Below are 13,291 nucleotides of genomic sequence, written 5' to 3'. Positions count from 1 at the left end.
TTCAGGTTTGAATCTACCCTGGCCAGAGAAGAGGCGATTATTTCAGGAGACAGAAATGGCTATAGGTAATTCGCTACGTGGGTTCCCCCGGTTCCTGCAGTGGCTACTGGTTGGTCTGATGGCGATCATCGGGCTGGCCGTCGGTGGGCTGGGCTTTAAGCTCGCCACCGTAGGGGGAAGCTGGTACTTCCTGATCATGGGCGTGGTGATGCTGATCGCCGCATTCCTGATCGCACGCGGGCGCACCAGCGGTATTCTCCTTTACGCGGTGGCGTTTATCGCCTCGCTGATCTGGGCCGTAAGCGACGCAGGCTGGGATTTCTGGCCGCTCTTCTCACGCCTGTTCACTTTTGCGGTGCTGGCGTTCCTGGCCGCCCTTGTCTGGCCGTTCCTGCGCGGCGCAGATCGTCCGGTCAATAAAACCCCGGCGTTCGGCGTTGCCGCCGTGCTGGCGGTGTTGATGCTGGTGAGCCTTGGCTGGATGTTTAAACCGCAGACCCTGGTTGCCGCTAACGAACCCGTACCGGTAAAACCGGTGGCCGCGGGGCAGCAGCAGAAAAACTGGGCGCACTGGGGTAACACCACCCACGGCGACCGCTTTGCCGCCCTGGATCAGATTAACAAGCAGAACGTGAGCGATCTGAAAGTAGCCTGGGTTGCCCACACCGGCGACATTCCCCAGAGCAACGGCTCCGGGGCGGAAGATCAGAACACTCCGCTGCAGATTGGCGATACGCTCTACGTCTGTACGCCCTACAGCAAGGTGCTGGCGCTGGATGTCGACTCCGGCAAAGAGAAGTGGCGCTATGATTCCAAAGCCACCGCGCCAAACTGGCAGCGCTGCCGTGGTCTGGGCTATTTTGAAGAGAGTGCAAATGTGACAACGTCACAGGCTGAAACCCAGCCTGCCGCCTGTCCGCGTCGTCTGTTCCTGCCGACCACCGATGCCCGTCTTATCGCCATCAACGCCGATACCGGCAAGCTGTGTGAGGACTTCGGCGAGCATGGCGTGGTCGATCTCAGCGTCGGTATGGGTGAAGTGAAGCCTGGCTACTATCAGCAAACCTCCACCCCGCTGGTGGCGGGCAACGTCGTGGTGGTAGGTGGCCGCGTGGCGGATAACTTCTCCACCGATGAGCCGCCGGGCGTGGTGCGTGCCTATGATGTGCACAGCGGCAAGCTGGCCTGGGCCTGGGATCCGGGTAACCCGAACATCACCGGCCTGCCACCGGAAGGCCAGACCTATACCCGCGGGACGCCGAACGTCTGGTCAGCCATGTCCTATGACGCGAAGCTGAACCTGATCTACCTTCCGACCGGTAACGCCACCCCGGACTTCTGGGCCGGTCAGCGTACCGAACTGGATGATAAATACAGCTCCTCCATTGTGGCAGTGGATGCCACAACCGGTCAGGTACGCTGGCATTTCCAGACCACCCACCACGATCTCTGGGACTTCGACCTGCCGTCGCAGCCGCTGCTGTACGATCTGCCGGATGGTAAAGGCGGCTCCACGCCAGTGCTGGTGCAGACCAGCAAGCAGGGCATGATCTTTATGCTCAACCGCGAAACCGGCCAGCCGGTGGCGAAGGTGGAAGAGCGTCCGGTGCCTGCCGGAAATGTTGAAGGCGAGCGTTACTCCCCGACCCAGCCATACTCCGTCGGCATGCCGATGATTGGCAACCAGACCCTGACCGAATCGGATATGTGGGGCGCTACGCCGGTTGACCTGCTGCTCTGCCGCATCCAGTTTAAAGAGATGCGCCACCAGGGCGTCTTTACCCCGCCGGGTCTCGATCGCTCCCTGCAGTTCCCGGGCTCGCTCGGCGGCATGAACTGGGGCAGCGTCTCGGTTGACCCGAACAACAGCCTGATGTTCGTGAACGACATGCGCCTGGGGCTGGCGAACTACATGGTGCCGCGCGCCAACGTAGCCAAAAATGCCAGCGGGATTGAGATGGGGATTGTGCCGATGGACGGGACACCGTTCGGTGCGATGCGCGAACGCTTCCTGTCGCCGCTGGGTATTCCGTGCCAGAAACCGCCGTTCGGCACCCTGTCTGCCGTGGATCTGAAGTCCGGCAAGCTGGTGTGGCAGGTGCCGGTAGGTACTGTGGAAGATACCGGTCCGCTGGGCATCCGCATGCACATGCCAATCCCGATTGGCATGCCGACGCTGGGCGCGTCGCTCTCCACCCAGTCTGGCCTGCTGTTCTTCGCCGGTACGCAGGATTTCTACCTGCGCGCGTTCGATACCGCCAACGGGAAAGAGATCTGGAAAGACCGCCTGCCGGTGGGCAGCCAGTCCGGGCCGATGACCTACGTGTCGCCGAAAACCGGCAAGCAGTACATCATCATCAATGCGGGTGGCGCGCGTCAGTCTCCGGATCGTGGAGATTACATCATCGCCTATGCGCTGCCTGATAAGCAGTAATCGCCTTTAACCGTCGAGCCGGCTACCTTTGTGGCCGGCTTTTTTATTTCTACGGCTTAGCGGAGAGAGAATTTTCGATCCAGGTTGCCGTCTTGCCGTTCTGGTAACTGACCACCAGGTTCTGATGGACGCCTGCTGGCCAGCAGCTGCGTAAGACGGCGCGTTTTGTCTCATCAAAGAAAGGTTTATCCCCTGCGGCCCGGTAATCCGTCGCGCGGCCATTGAGCTTGACGTTAAACGAAACCGTCACCCTGCCGGAGTAGTTCTGCGCCGCGGCCTGCTCAGGATAGCGCGGCTGCACCCGGTATACGTCGCCGTCGCAGTCCGCCTGCCCGTTATCGACGGTCGATGTGCTGCCGCCCACCGGGAAAGATAACCCGACCCCCACTCCGCTGCTCCCCCCGCCGCCGCCGATCCCGATGCCGCCCACCCCCACGCTGCCGCCGGAGGCACACCCGGCCAGTAACCACGCTGTGCAAACCACCTGCGTAAATCGTTTCATCGTCCTGTTCCTCTTTAGCCCTTACATCCATCATAGCGGGGAATAAAAAAAGGGTTCATGTCGAAACATGAACCCTTTTTTGCCCGGCGGCGCTTCGCTTGCACGGGCCTACGGTTTTGTAGGCCGGGTAAGCGCAGCGCCACCCGGCAGGATGCGGCTGGGGATCAGAAGGTTTCCCAGTTATCCCCATCGGCAACCGCCGGACGCAGCGGTGCGGCTGGCGCGACAGGCGCCGCTTTACTGCTGCTGCGGGCCTGGCCCATACCCTGCAAGCGGAAGGCGCCTACCGCTTCGGTCAGACGGGCAGCCTGATCTTCCAGCGAGGCCGCCGCGGCGGAGGCTTCTTCCACCAGCGAGGCGTTCTGCTGGGTCACTTTATCCATCTCCGAGATCGCCTGGCTGACCTGCTCAATGCCCCGGCTCTGCTCGTCGGAAGCGGCGGCAATCTCCAGCATGATATCGGTGACGCGTTTAACCGCTTCCACGATTTCGCTCATGGTGTTACCTGCGGCAACCACTTCCCCGGAGCCCTGATCGATGAGCGAAACCGACTCGCTGATTAGCCCTTCAATCTCTTTCGCAGCGTTGGCGCTGCGGCTGGCCAGGGTGCGGACTTCGCTGGCGACCACCGCAAACCCGCGCCCTTGCTCACCGGCACGGGCGGCTTCCACCGCGGCGTTCAGCGCCAGGATGTTGGTCTGGAAGGCGATGCTGTTGATCACCGCGGTGATTTCGGAGATTTTCTTCGAGCTGCTGGAGATGTTGCCCATGGTTTTCACCACCCCGGAGACCATCTGGCCGCCGCGGCTGGCTTTACCGGAGGCATCTTCCGCCAGCTTGCTGGCGTGGTGCGCGTTATCGGCGTTCTGCTTCACGGTGGCGGTCAGCTGTTCCATGCTGGCAGCGGTCTGCTCGATAGCGGCGGCCTGCTGTTCGGTACGTGATGAGAGATCGGTGTTACCGGCAGAGATTTCGCTGGTGCCGCGGTAGATCTCTTCCGCGCCCTGACGCACGGTGCCCACGGTATTCACCAGCGAGCGCTGCATGGTTTGCAGATCGTGGGTCAGACGGCCAATTTCACTGCGCCCGGTCTGCTCTTCTGGCAGCGTCAGATCGCCTTTCGCAATATGTTCAATGCGGGTTGCCGCACGTTGCAGCGGGTTAATCACCGTGCGACGCAGAACGATAAAGGTGATCACCGTCAGCACCAGGGCCAGACCAAAGGCACCGATCATAAACATTAGCCCCAGCTGGGTGCGGGTGTGCGCCTGTTCGGTGAGCATATTCGCGCGTTCGGTACGGATCTTGATCGCTTTCAGCAGCACCTCGTTATAAGCATCATCCAGCGGACGCGCCGTCTCATTTTCGTGGTTGATGATGGCTTCAAACATGCCGTTTTTGGCATATTTCAGCATCGGCTGCATGCCATCAATGTAGGCCTGGTAGTTGGTCTTCAGATCGCCATCCAGCGCTTCGTCCGCCGGGGTGCGAACGCCACGGCTCATGTAGGCGGCAAAACCGGCCTGGGACTGTTTAAGGCGCTGCTCTGCTTCCGCGATGTTCTTTTTCATCTCATCCATTTCGGCGATACGGCTGGCAGCGCCCGCATGGATCATGTTGATACGCGCCGTGCGCAGATGGTTTGAACTGTTTGACAACCCGGTACGGACCTGGATCTCAGCCGTTACATCCTGCTGATCTTTATCTGCCTGGAGTAAAAAATAACCTGCCAACCCCGCGCTCAGGGCAAACAGCAAAATAATGCCACCCAAAATCGAGGAGAAAAGCGGAAGCAGCCTGATGTGATGCAGGAAGCCCAGCTTATGTTGCGCCCGAACTGTTGTTGTTTTGTCCATAGCCGTAGACTCTCTCATAGGTAAGATGCGTGGAAACACGCCTGTAAAGTAGTCATCGGCACGACAGAGAATTTGATTACGGCTAAAATCGCAACACTGGTCACACTTTCGCAATGATTTTTAAAGAGATGTCGTCCCGCTGCCCATAAAGGCGCAGCGGGAGAGAGAAGGTTTATCAGTTATCGCCGAAATGGATAACGGTACGGATGGATTTCCCTTCGTGCATCAGATCGAAAGCCTCGTTGATCTGATCCAGCGGCAGGCGGTGGGTAATGAACGGATCGAGCTGAATTTTGCCCGCCATCGCGTCCTCTACCATACCCGGCAGTTGGGTGCGCCCTTTTACGCCGCCAAACGCGGAGCCACGCCATACGCGGCCAGTCACCAGCTGGAACGGACGGGTTTTGATCTCCTGACCCGCACCGGCCACGCCGATAATCACGCTTTCGCCCCAGCCCTTATGGCAGCACTCCAGCGCGGCACGCATGACGTTGACGTTACCAATGCACTCAAAGCTGAAGTCGACGCCGCCGTCGGTGAGTTCAACAATGACGTCCTGAACGGGCTTGTCGTAGTCGTTCGGGTTGATGAAGTCGGTCGCGCCCATTTCACCCGCCAGCTTGAATTTTTCCGGGTTGGTGTCCACCGCCAGAATGCGTCCGGCTTTCGCCTGTACCGCCCCCTGGATCACTGCCAGACCGATGCCGCCCAGACCGAATACCGCCACGGTATCGCCCTCTTTCACTTTGGCGGTGTTGTGGACGGCACCAATACCGGTGGTGACGCCGCAGCCCAGCAGACAGACCTTATCCAGCGGCGCCTGCGGGTTCACTTTTGCCAGCGAGATTTCAGCGCAGACGGTGTATTCGCTGAAGGTGCTGGTGCCCATGTAGTGATAGATCGGCTCACCGTTGTATGAGAAACGGGTGGTGCCGTCCGGCATCAGCCCTTTACCCTGGGTGGCGCGCACCGCCTGGCAGAGGTTGGTTTTGCCGGATTTACAGAACTTACACTCGCGACACTCAGCGGTGTACAGCGGGATGACGTGATCGCCCGGTTGCAGGCTGGTGACGCCCTCGCCGACTTCCACCACCACGCCACCGCCCTCATGACCGAGCACCGCCGGGAAAACGCCTTCCGGATCGTCACCCGACAGGGTAAACGCGTCGGTGTGACACACGCCGGTGTGGGTGATTTTGACCAGCACTTCACCCTTCTTTGGTGGCGCCACATCAATTTCAACGATTTTCAACGGCTGGCCTGGGCCAAATGCAACAGCAGCACGTGATTTCATCTTGCTTTCCTTTTAGTGATGTCAGGTGTTTATTTTAGATAAGAGCGCAGCAAATGGCCGACTTCCGCCATTCTTACAGCCCGCTGATCGGCGGTGGTATCGCCCGTCACCAGCTCATCTTTGAGGTGAATTTCAACCATCTCGCCCATCAGCCCGTTTGCGGCGCCGCGCACCGCGGCGATTTGCTGCAGGATAGCAAGGCAAGGTTCGCCGGACTCAAGCGCCCGCTCCAGGGCATCGACCTGTCCGCGAATGCGGCGCACGCGCGTCAGGACACGTTTTTTGTCTTCAGGTGAATGTGGCATCGGAGGGCTCCTGGATACTGTAGGGGGGTATACTATTTTATTTTACACGGAGCTGCAAACGGGAATGTTCAGAGAGGTGTCGCAATGAGACGGGGAAGTCAGGGTGGGGCAGGTGTGAGGATACTTCAGAAGATGCTGCTGCCCTGGTTAAGGGCAGTTTGCGTCGGCTATTTTACCAGACCTTTATTATGCGGGTGCCACCGGCGTAAGTGATGCTTAAATATCATCCTGCGTGAAACCCACAACAATTTCGAGCGTATTGCGTATGACGTCGGCAGCTTCCTGATCCGCTGTTTGTTCAAGCGCGTAAATTAGCTGAAGAATAATTTGCTTATTAGTGAGGTTATCACCACTGAGAATAATACATCTTATCGCTGAACCTAAGATGGCAGACTCCACGGACAAGGCACCGCCGGCTGAACGGAAGTAGGATGCCAGCGCCTGATCCTGAAGGGCATTGAAATGCGGTGTGTGCTGAGAAATATTAGGTTGCATATTATCCACCCAAAGATTAATGTTTTTTATCGTATTTATGCTGAGTATCATTCACCATAAGATGGTGCATTCTGTTGACATAACAATGACTTCTGTATTCTGTCTGTACGCCACGACTGGATTTAACCTTTTGCTCAACCTCTAATGCTGCCGCCGACAGTGCACTTCGTCGTTCAACATCACGCTCTGTGCTGGCCATAATTTTCAGTTTTACTGCCAGCGTCTTAAAATTTATCGGACCGTTGTCTTTTAAAATTAACAACACAGCTTCGCCAATAAGATCGTCCCTCAGCTTTTCAGATTTCGTTCTATGCATAACTGTTCTCACGCGACTGAACGTAGCCGGGCTACCTCTCATCGCTATCAATATACTATTTTGCGTAAGATGCTTTTCCACTTTGCGCAAACGCCTATATCGACTGCTTTAAGACACAGAAGCGCTAACACTCTCTATCGTTCAAAAAACAGTGCGATCAGCTCATTATAGTGGGCAATTTCTGCTTCATCTTCCGTCTCTTCTACCCGGCGTAATAACCTGGTACAGATAGCCAGTCGGCTCAGGTTACGTCCCTCATTCAGAATCTCACCGACAATGAGCCCCAGCGTCTCCTGCTGGCTACGCAGACTGGCTTTATTAAAATAGGCGGTGATTGCCTCAGCTGAACTTTGGCGCGAACTGTTACCTCGCATAGATGCTCCGGATTGACATTTAGGTTAGGGGTTAAAGTGATGTTAAAATATACCAAACCGCTATAGTTGTACATGGTGCATGTACAAGTTTTTGCGATTTTACATAGCAACCTAAGTTAATTTTAAAAATATCAACGCCTTAAAAGGCATTAAAAATTATCTGGCGTTCAAAGCTTACAAAAAACTATTTTCAGTAAGCGATTAATTAATAAGACTTAAGAATCCCCCATTAATCATGGAACTCCGCTTGAAAACAGCGCTTCCCGCGCATCATAAACTGCCCTACTAACCGCTCAGTTCTACATCCAGGTTGTACAGCTTCGGCCACGTCAATGACACTTTAATGATTAACATGATTCCGGGAGAGTGGAGGGGGAAAAGGCTGAGCGTAACCTGACGCTTTTCAGCATAACCTTAAGGCAATATTTGCAATCCCCTACCATGCTTAGGCTTTTTGTCTATAAGGAGCCCACGCTATGAGACGCCTGTTTACCTCAATTTTCTCCAGCCCTGAGTCGCTGCTACAGGTGATGAGTCAGCAGGAGATTATTGAGGCCGTGGAGGACGGGGACCGCATCATTATCGATCAGGATGGTAACGCCTCGGTCAACTATAAAAGTAAAGAGGTGCGACAGGACTTCCTGCGCCATGTTAACGCGCTGAAGAGGGCCTGATATGGGAACAGCGATCTTTATGGTACTGATGGTGAGCGGATACTGGTACACGAGTCGCGACCTCTCCACCCGGTTTAAAATTAAGCGCTCCTTTGGCTGGGATGTCTATTTTCTGGTCGCGCTGTACGGCTGTATCTTCGTATTGCAGGGCGTGATCGCCACCGGCCTGCTTTGGCTGTTACTGCTCGGGCTCTCTTACACTGCCAATACCTTCCACTTAACTGCGCAGGACAACGCCAACTGGCAAGTGGATTTTATGAACTGGAGCTTCCTGGGCATCCAGGCGCCGGTAGTGGTGATGCTGGCTTTTGCCATCCTGTTTTGTCTCTACCGCTCGAACTGGGCGGGCAGCGCCAGGCTGGACGGCGAAGGTCGCAAGCAGCTTTACAAGCGCCTGTCACAAGCAAGCGGGATTGAGCAGTTGCTTTATCAGTGCATGGAGGAAGGCGAACTGGCGCTGGTGACGCTGAAATCGCGGCGGATTTATATCGGGATGATCCATACCGCAACCCTGGAATATGAAAAGACCGCTAACATCGTGCTGATCCCGATGCTGAGCGGCTACCGCGACGGCGAGACGCTGAGCCTGCGCATTGAGCATAACTACAGTAAATGGTATGCCGACCACGATATTACGCTCGATTCACAGCCTAAAAGCGCCATGGCGTTTCGCAAGGTCATCATGCTGGATCAAATTGAAAGCCTTTCACTTTTCGACCCCGCCAGCGCCAGTGCGCTGGATCTGGAACGGCATGCGGAGAGTGCAGAGTGAAATTTTTTCACCATCATGAAGATGACTCATGTTGCAATGAAATTTAGTCGCTTTCACTCCCTCCCCGGCTCTGGCATAACTTAAGCCATATTAACGTATTAGCAACATACAGACTGACTTCTGTAACCGCGAGGGGATTTCAGTCTTTATGTCAGAGCCGGGAAACATCACCATGAATAACGCTTTCACCTTCACGATTACCCACAGTCGTTTCGATGAAAATTACAACCCATCCGAAAACACGCGGATCACCACTAACTTTGCCAACCTCGCCCGCGGGGAAAGCCGTCAGCAGAACCTGCGCAATACGTTAGTGATGATTGACAATCGTTTCAACGCCTTAGCGCACTGGGACAACCCGAACGGCGATCGTTATTCCGTAGAGCTGGACATCATCTCCGTAGAGATGAATATCGCGGGAGAAGACAATCACGCCACCTTCCCGGCGATTGAAATCTTAAAAACCAACATCATTGATAAAAAAACCAACGAGCGCATTGAAGGGATCGTCGGGAATAACTTCTCCTCTTATGTCCGGGATTACGATTTCAGCGTTCTTCTGCCGGATCATAATAAACAGCAGACGACCTTCACCATTCCGGCTAATTTTGGCGAACTGCACGGCAATATCTTTAAGCACTTCGTTAATTCCGATGAATATAAGGCCAATTTCAGCAAGCCGCCGGTTATCTGCCTCAGCGTCTCCAATAAAAATGTCTATCACCGCATCGGTAATGCCCATCCTGTTTTAGGCATTGAGTACCAGCAACAGGGCTCTTCGTTAACGGAAGCGTACTTCAAAAAGATGGGTCTGCAGGTGCGCTACTTTATGCCGCCACACAGCGCCGCGCCGCTGGCGTTTTTCTTCACCGGCGATTTGCTGAGCGACTACACCTTCCTGGAGCTTATCGGCACCATCAGTACGATGGAGACATTCCAGAAGATTTATCGTCCGGAAATTTACAACGCGAATTCGGTCGCCGGGCACTGTTACCAGCCCAGCCTGACTAACGAGGATCACTCCCTGACCAAAATTGTTTACGACCGCGAAGAGCGTAGCCAGCTGGCCATTGAGCAGGGGAAATTTACCGAGAAACACTTTATCAAACCGTACAAAACTCTTCTTGAGCAATGGTCTGCTCAGTACGCGCGTTGATTCCATTAAAACGATAAGGTCACCTGTTATGAAAACATTGCTCCCCACCTCCACTGCCGGCAGCCTGCCGAAACCCTCCTGGCTGGCACAGCCGGAGACCCTCTGGTCGCCGTGGAAATTGCAGAACGAAGAACTGCTCGCCGGTAAACAGGATGCGCTGCGTTTGTCCCTCGACGATCAGCTGCGGGCTGGCATTGACATCGTCAGCGACGGTGAGCAAACGCGCCAGCACTTCGTCACTACCTTTATCGAGCACCTCAGCGGCGTCGATTTTGAGAAACGCGAGGTGGTTAAAATCCGTAACCGCTATGATGCGAGCGTACCGACCGTCGTCGGCGCCGTGGCCCGTCAGAAGCCAGTGTTCGTTGATGATGCGAAATATTTACGCCAGCTCACCACCCAGCCAATCAAATGGGCGCTGCCGGGTCCGATGACCATGATCGACACGCTCTATGACAACCACTACAAAAGCCGGGAAAAACTGGCCTGGGAGTTTGCAAAAATTCTCAACCAGGAGGCCAAAGAGCTGGAAGCGGCCGGGGTCGATATTATCCAGTTCGACGAACCCGCCTTTAACGTCTTTTTTGATGAGGTGAATGACTGGGGGATCGCCGCCCTGGAGCGCGCCATTGAAGGGCTGAAGTGCGAAACCGCCGTCCACATCTGCTACGGCTATGGCATCAAAGCCAACACCGACTGGAAGAAAACGCTGGGTTCAGAGTGGCGCCAGTACGAAGAAGCGTTCCCCAAACTGCAGACCTCGAATATCGATATCATCTCGCTGGAGTGCCACAACTCGCGCGTACCGATGGATCTGCTGGAGCTAATCCGCGGTAAAAAGGTGATGGTCGGCGCCATTGATGTGGCAACCCATACCATTGAGACGCCAGAGGAAGTGGCCGCTACGCTGCGCAAAGCGTTGCAGTTTGTGGATGCAGACAAGCTCTACCCGTCGACCAACTGCGGAATGGCTCCCCTGTCCCGTCAGGTGGCTAACGGCAAGCTCCATGCGTTAAGCGCAGGGGCGGAGATTATCCGCCGGGAGCTGGCGGCGCGATAAGTTTTCAGGCCGGGCAAGCGCAGCGCGCCCGGCTTTTCCCCTCTCATCTCTCTGCTTCGCCTGCATTAATCAGCTTTCAAGTGCAGCGACGATAGCAGCCTCCATTTTCTCCGGGGTGGTCATCGGTGCAAAACGTTTGAGCGGTTTGCCGTCGCGTCCGATAAGGAACTTAGTGAAATTCCACTTGATTCGTCCCCCCAGTACGCCGGGCAACGCCTCTTTCAGATAACGAAACAGAGGATGCGCTGTTGCGCCATTGACCTCCACTTTCCCGAACATCGGGAAGCTGACGCCGTAATTGACGTGACAGGTCTGGGCAATGTCGTCCGCGCCGCCAGGCTCCTGCTTACCGAACTGATTGCAGGGGAAACCCAGCACCACCAGCCCCTGGTCGGCATACTTTTTGTAGAGTTTTTCAAGACCAGCGTACTGGGGTGTAAAGCCACACTGGCTGGCAGTGTTCACCACCAGCACCACCTTCCCCGCATAGTCGGCCATAGAGATGGGCTGACCGCGCAGGCTGGTGGCCGTAAGTTGATGAAAGGTCGTCATCGGGGATCCTCAGTGCAGAACGTTTTCAGGCGTGGAGGATTATAGGGCCTCATCCTGGATATGTCCGCTTCTGACCGGTATCGAATCTGCCAGCAATAAGAAAAATACCCGGAAGATAATGACAAATGAAAAATGCGATCTAAGATTTTTACCAAACAAAACTGAGAACATGGAGTCGAGGATGACGATTGTTTTATTCACCGCGCTGGCCTTTGTGCTGATTTTGGCCGGGCTTATTTGCCTTCTGAAGCAGTTAGTCGATGGATTTTGTCATCCGGAGGGGTCTTAAACCCGCCTGAGATGCCCGATGCTTGACGCAGCATCATCCCGGTAGATATTCCCGTCAATACGCCTGATTCTGGTGTTATTCCATCTACTCGTTTTTCGGTTACCGGGCAGCCAAATCGCTTCACCTTTACCGATGTGGTGGTGACGCGTTAATCGCTCTTAGCACAACCGTCCGCCGCAGAGGTTACGGTTCCGGGAAATTCACCCTCTATACTTAAGAAAACCACCGGAGGTAACTATGTGCGGACGTTTCGCCCAGGCGCAGACCCGGGAAGAATATCTTGCTTTTCTGGCGGATGAAGCAGACTGCGATATCCCCTACGACCCGGAACCCATCGGGCGCTATAACGTTGCGCCCGGCACCAAAGTGCTGCTGCTCAGCGAACGCGACGATCTGTTGCATCTCGACCCGGTATTCTGGGGTTACGCCCCTGGCTGGTGGGATAAAGCCCCGCTGATTAACGCCCGACAGGAGACCGCCGCCACCAGCCGGATGTTTAAACCGCTATGGAACCATGGCCGGGCGATTGTCTTTGCCGACGGCTGGTTCGAGTGGAAAAAAGAGGGGGAGAAAAAACAGCCCTACTTTATCTACCGTGCCGATGGACAGCCCATTTTTATGGCCGCGATCGGCAGTACGCCGTTCGAGCGCGGGGATGAAGCGGAAGGATTCCTGATTGTGACTGCGGCAGCGGACAAAGGGCTGGTGGATATTCACGACCGACGGCCGCTGGTGCTGACGCCGCAGGCGGCACGTGAATGGCTCCGCGAGACGGTAAGCAGCAAAGAAGCTGAAGAGATAGCGCAGAGCGGCGCCGTTCCCGCAGATGATTTCCACTGGCATCCTGTCACCCGGGCGGTGGGAAACGTAAAAAATCAGGGGCCAGAATTAATCAATAAAATAAGCGAGCCGTAAAAATAAAGCCCGCTATTTTTCAGAAATAACGAAACGGCAGTTAATATAAAAGCGTCGTCAACGTAGCGGCAAAATCATTTATCGGGAGGGCCAGCATTAGCCCCCCTTTAACACCTAAACCACCTGTTTTGGCCAGCGTCTTCTTTTTGGCATTGGCACGCATGAGTGTGCGGTGAGTCGGGTTCCACAGACGGAACAGACAGCACCATGAGGTTGGGTTTGCGTAGGGCTAAAAGAGGTAAAACGAAACCGCTTGCTCGTGCAAACCGGGCACTCAAATTTTATGTTAGGAATAGC

General features: G+C 55.3%; 15 protein-coding genes. 6 read left to right on the top strand and 9 right to left on the bottom strand.

The window, feature by feature from the left end; all coding sequences use genetic code 11:
- Positions 1-55 precede the first annotated feature (55 nt).
- Entirely contained in the window at positions 56-2,434 is a 2,379-nt protein-coding gene (locus ACT3IC_RS19875; RefSeq protein ID WP_159339372.1) for a glucose/quinate/shikimate family membrane-bound PQQ-dependent dehydrogenase, read from the top strand.
- A gap of 49 nt (positions 2,435-2,483) precedes the next feature.
- Here the strand turns inward: ACT3IC_RS19875 and ACT3IC_RS19870 are convergent, their stop codons facing one another.
- From ACT3IC_RS19870 to ycgZ, 7 genes are all read right to left on the bottom strand, one after another.
- Complete coding sequence (locus ACT3IC_RS19870; protein WP_159339373.1) at positions 2,484-2,936, bottom strand: energy transducer TonB; 453 nt, start codon at positions 2,934-2,936, stop codon at positions 2,484-2,486.
- Between the two features lie 164 nt (positions 2,937-3,100).
- Complete coding sequence (locus ACT3IC_RS19865; RefSeq protein ID WP_103179745.1) at positions 3,101-4,792, bottom strand: methyl-accepting chemotaxis protein; 1,692 nt, start codon at positions 4,790-4,792, stop codon at positions 3,101-3,103.
- Positions 4,793-4,967: 175 nt separating this feature from the next.
- Positions 4,968-6,086, bottom strand: a complete 1,119-nt coding sequence (locus ACT3IC_RS19860; protein ID WP_103179746.1) for an S-(hydroxymethyl)glutathione dehydrogenase/class III alcohol dehydrogenase — start codon at positions 6,084-6,086, stop codon at positions 4,968-4,970.
- Between the two features lie 29 nt (positions 6,087-6,115).
- On the bottom strand, positions 6,116-6,391 hold the full coding sequence (locus tag ACT3IC_RS19855; protein WP_103179747.1) for a metal/formaldehyde-sensitive transcriptional repressor: 276 nt from the start codon (positions 6,389-6,391) through the stop codon (positions 6,116-6,118).
- A gap of 216 nt (positions 6,392-6,607) precedes the next feature.
- Positions 6,608-6,886: a biofilm development regulator YmgB/AriR family protein gene (locus tag ACT3IC_RS19850; protein ID WP_156654579.1), complete on the bottom strand. Its 279-nt coding sequence runs from the start codon at positions 6,884-6,886 to the stop codon at positions 6,608-6,610.
- 16 nt (positions 6,887-6,902) lie between these two features.
- The gene (locus ACT3IC_RS19845; protein ID WP_139156343.1) at positions 6,903-7,202 is read right to left on the bottom strand and encodes a hypothetical protein; all 300 of its coding nucleotides are present in this window, start codon (positions 7,200-7,202) and stop codon (positions 6,903-6,905) included.
- A 134-nt stretch (positions 7,203-7,336) separates the two neighbouring features.
- On the bottom strand, positions 7,337-7,576 hold the full coding sequence (ycgZ, locus tag ACT3IC_RS19840) for a regulatory protein YcgZ (RefSeq protein WP_103179748.1): 240 nt from the start codon (positions 7,574-7,576) through the stop codon (positions 7,337-7,339).
- Positions 7,577-8,052: 476 nt separating this feature from the next.
- On the opposite strand from ycgZ, the gene ACT3IC_RS19835 reads away from it, so the two are divergent.
- From ACT3IC_RS19835 to ACT3IC_RS19820, 4 genes are all read left to right on the top strand, one after another.
- Positions 8,053-8,250, top strand: a complete 198-nt coding sequence (locus ACT3IC_RS19835) for a hypothetical protein (RefSeq protein WP_103179749.1) — start codon at positions 8,053-8,055, stop codon at positions 8,248-8,250.
- A gap of 1 nt (position 8,251) precedes the next feature.
- The gene (locus ACT3IC_RS19830) at positions 8,252-9,022 is read left to right on the top strand and encodes a hypothetical protein (RefSeq protein ID WP_103179750.1); all 771 of its coding nucleotides are present in this window, start codon (positions 8,252-8,254) and stop codon (positions 9,020-9,022) included.
- A 172-nt stretch (positions 9,023-9,194) separates the two neighbouring features.
- Complete coding sequence (locus tag ACT3IC_RS19825; RefSeq protein ID WP_103181086.1) at positions 9,195-10,178, top strand: DUF1852 domain-containing protein; 984 nt, start codon at positions 9,195-9,197, stop codon at positions 10,176-10,178.
- Between the two features lie 28 nt (positions 10,179-10,206).
- Positions 10,207-11,238, top strand: coding sequence for a methionine synthase (locus tag ACT3IC_RS19820; protein WP_103179751.1), 1,032 nt, complete (start codon positions 10,207-10,209; stop codon positions 11,236-11,238).
- Positions 11,239-11,307: 69 nt separating this feature from the next.
- On the opposite strand, the gene ACT3IC_RS19815 is transcribed toward ACT3IC_RS19820, so the two are convergent.
- Positions 11,308-11,790: a glutathione peroxidase gene (locus ACT3IC_RS19815; RefSeq protein WP_103179752.1), complete on the bottom strand. Its 483-nt coding sequence runs from the start codon at positions 11,788-11,790 to the stop codon at positions 11,308-11,310.
- 526 nt (positions 11,791-12,316) lie between these two features.
- On the opposite strand from ACT3IC_RS19815, the gene ACT3IC_RS19810 reads away from it, so the two are divergent.
- On the top strand, positions 12,317-12,994 hold the full coding sequence (locus ACT3IC_RS19810; protein ID WP_103179753.1) for an SOS response-associated peptidase: 678 nt from the start codon (positions 12,317-12,319) through the stop codon (positions 12,992-12,994).
- Positions 12,995-13,108: 114 nt separating this feature from the next.
- On the opposite strand, the gene ymcF is transcribed toward ACT3IC_RS19810, so the two are convergent.
- Positions 13,109-13,279 (bottom strand): cold shock small protein YmcF, encoded by a 171-nt coding sequence (gene ymcF / locus ACT3IC_RS19805; protein ID WP_473478953.1) that lies wholly within the window; start codon positions 13,277-13,279, stop codon positions 13,109-13,111.
- Positions 13,280-13,291 lie beyond the last annotated feature (12 nt).

Source organism: Leclercia sp. GHBNCSD (genome assembly GCF_055805075.1).
Note: the sequence above shows the minus strand (reverse complement) of the source record. Positions and strands in the feature narration are given on the sequence as shown.

Bases quoted from the DNA above. Each gene is read 5' to 3' on its own strand.
- ACT3IC_RS19875 (WP_159339372.1), top strand. From the start codon at position 56: ATGGCTATAGGTAATTCGCTACGTGGGTTCCCCCGGTTCCTGCAGTGG.
- ACT3IC_RS19870 (WP_159339373.1), bottom strand. From the start codon at position 2,936: ATGAAACGATTTACGCAGGTGGTTTGCACAGCGTGGTTACTGGCCGGG.
- ACT3IC_RS19865 (WP_103179745.1), bottom strand. From the start codon at position 4,792: ATGGACAAAACAACAACAGTTCGGGCGCAACATAAGCTGGGCTTCCTG.
- ACT3IC_RS19860 (WP_103179746.1), bottom strand. From the start codon at position 6,086: ATGAAATCACGTGCTGCTGTTGCATTTGGCCCAGGCCAGCCGTTGAAA.
- ACT3IC_RS19855 (WP_103179747.1), bottom strand. From the start codon at position 6,391: ATGCCACATTCACCTGAAGACAAAAAACGTGTCCTGACGCGCGTGCGC.
- ACT3IC_RS19850 (WP_156654579.1), bottom strand. From the start codon at position 6,886: ATGCAACCTAATATTTCTCAGCACACACCGCATTTCAATGCCCTTCAG.
- ACT3IC_RS19845 (WP_139156343.1), bottom strand. From the start codon at position 7,202: ATGCATAGAACGAAATCTGAAAAGCTGAGGGACGATCTTATTGGCGAA.
- ycgZ (WP_103179748.1), bottom strand. From the start codon at position 7,576: ATGCGAGGTAACAGTTCGCGCCAAAGTTCAGCTGAGGCAATCACCGCC.
- ACT3IC_RS19835 (WP_103179749.1), top strand. From the start codon at position 8,053: ATGAGACGCCTGTTTACCTCAATTTTCTCCAGCCCTGAGTCGCTGCTA.
- ACT3IC_RS19830 (WP_103179750.1), top strand. From the start codon at position 8,252: ATGGGAACAGCGATCTTTATGGTACTGATGGTGAGCGGATACTGGTAC.
- ACT3IC_RS19825 (WP_103181086.1), top strand. From the start codon at position 9,195: ATGAATAACGCTTTCACCTTCACGATTACCCACAGTCGTTTCGATGAA.
- ACT3IC_RS19820 (WP_103179751.1), top strand. From the start codon at position 10,207: ATGAAAACATTGCTCCCCACCTCCACTGCCGGCAGCCTGCCGAAACCC.
- ACT3IC_RS19815 (WP_103179752.1), bottom strand. From the start codon at position 11,790: ATGACGACCTTTCATCAACTTACGGCCACCAGCCTGCGCGGTCAGCCC.
- ACT3IC_RS19810 (WP_103179753.1), top strand. From the start codon at position 12,317: ATGTGCGGACGTTTCGCCCAGGCGCAGACCCGGGAAGAATATCTTGCT.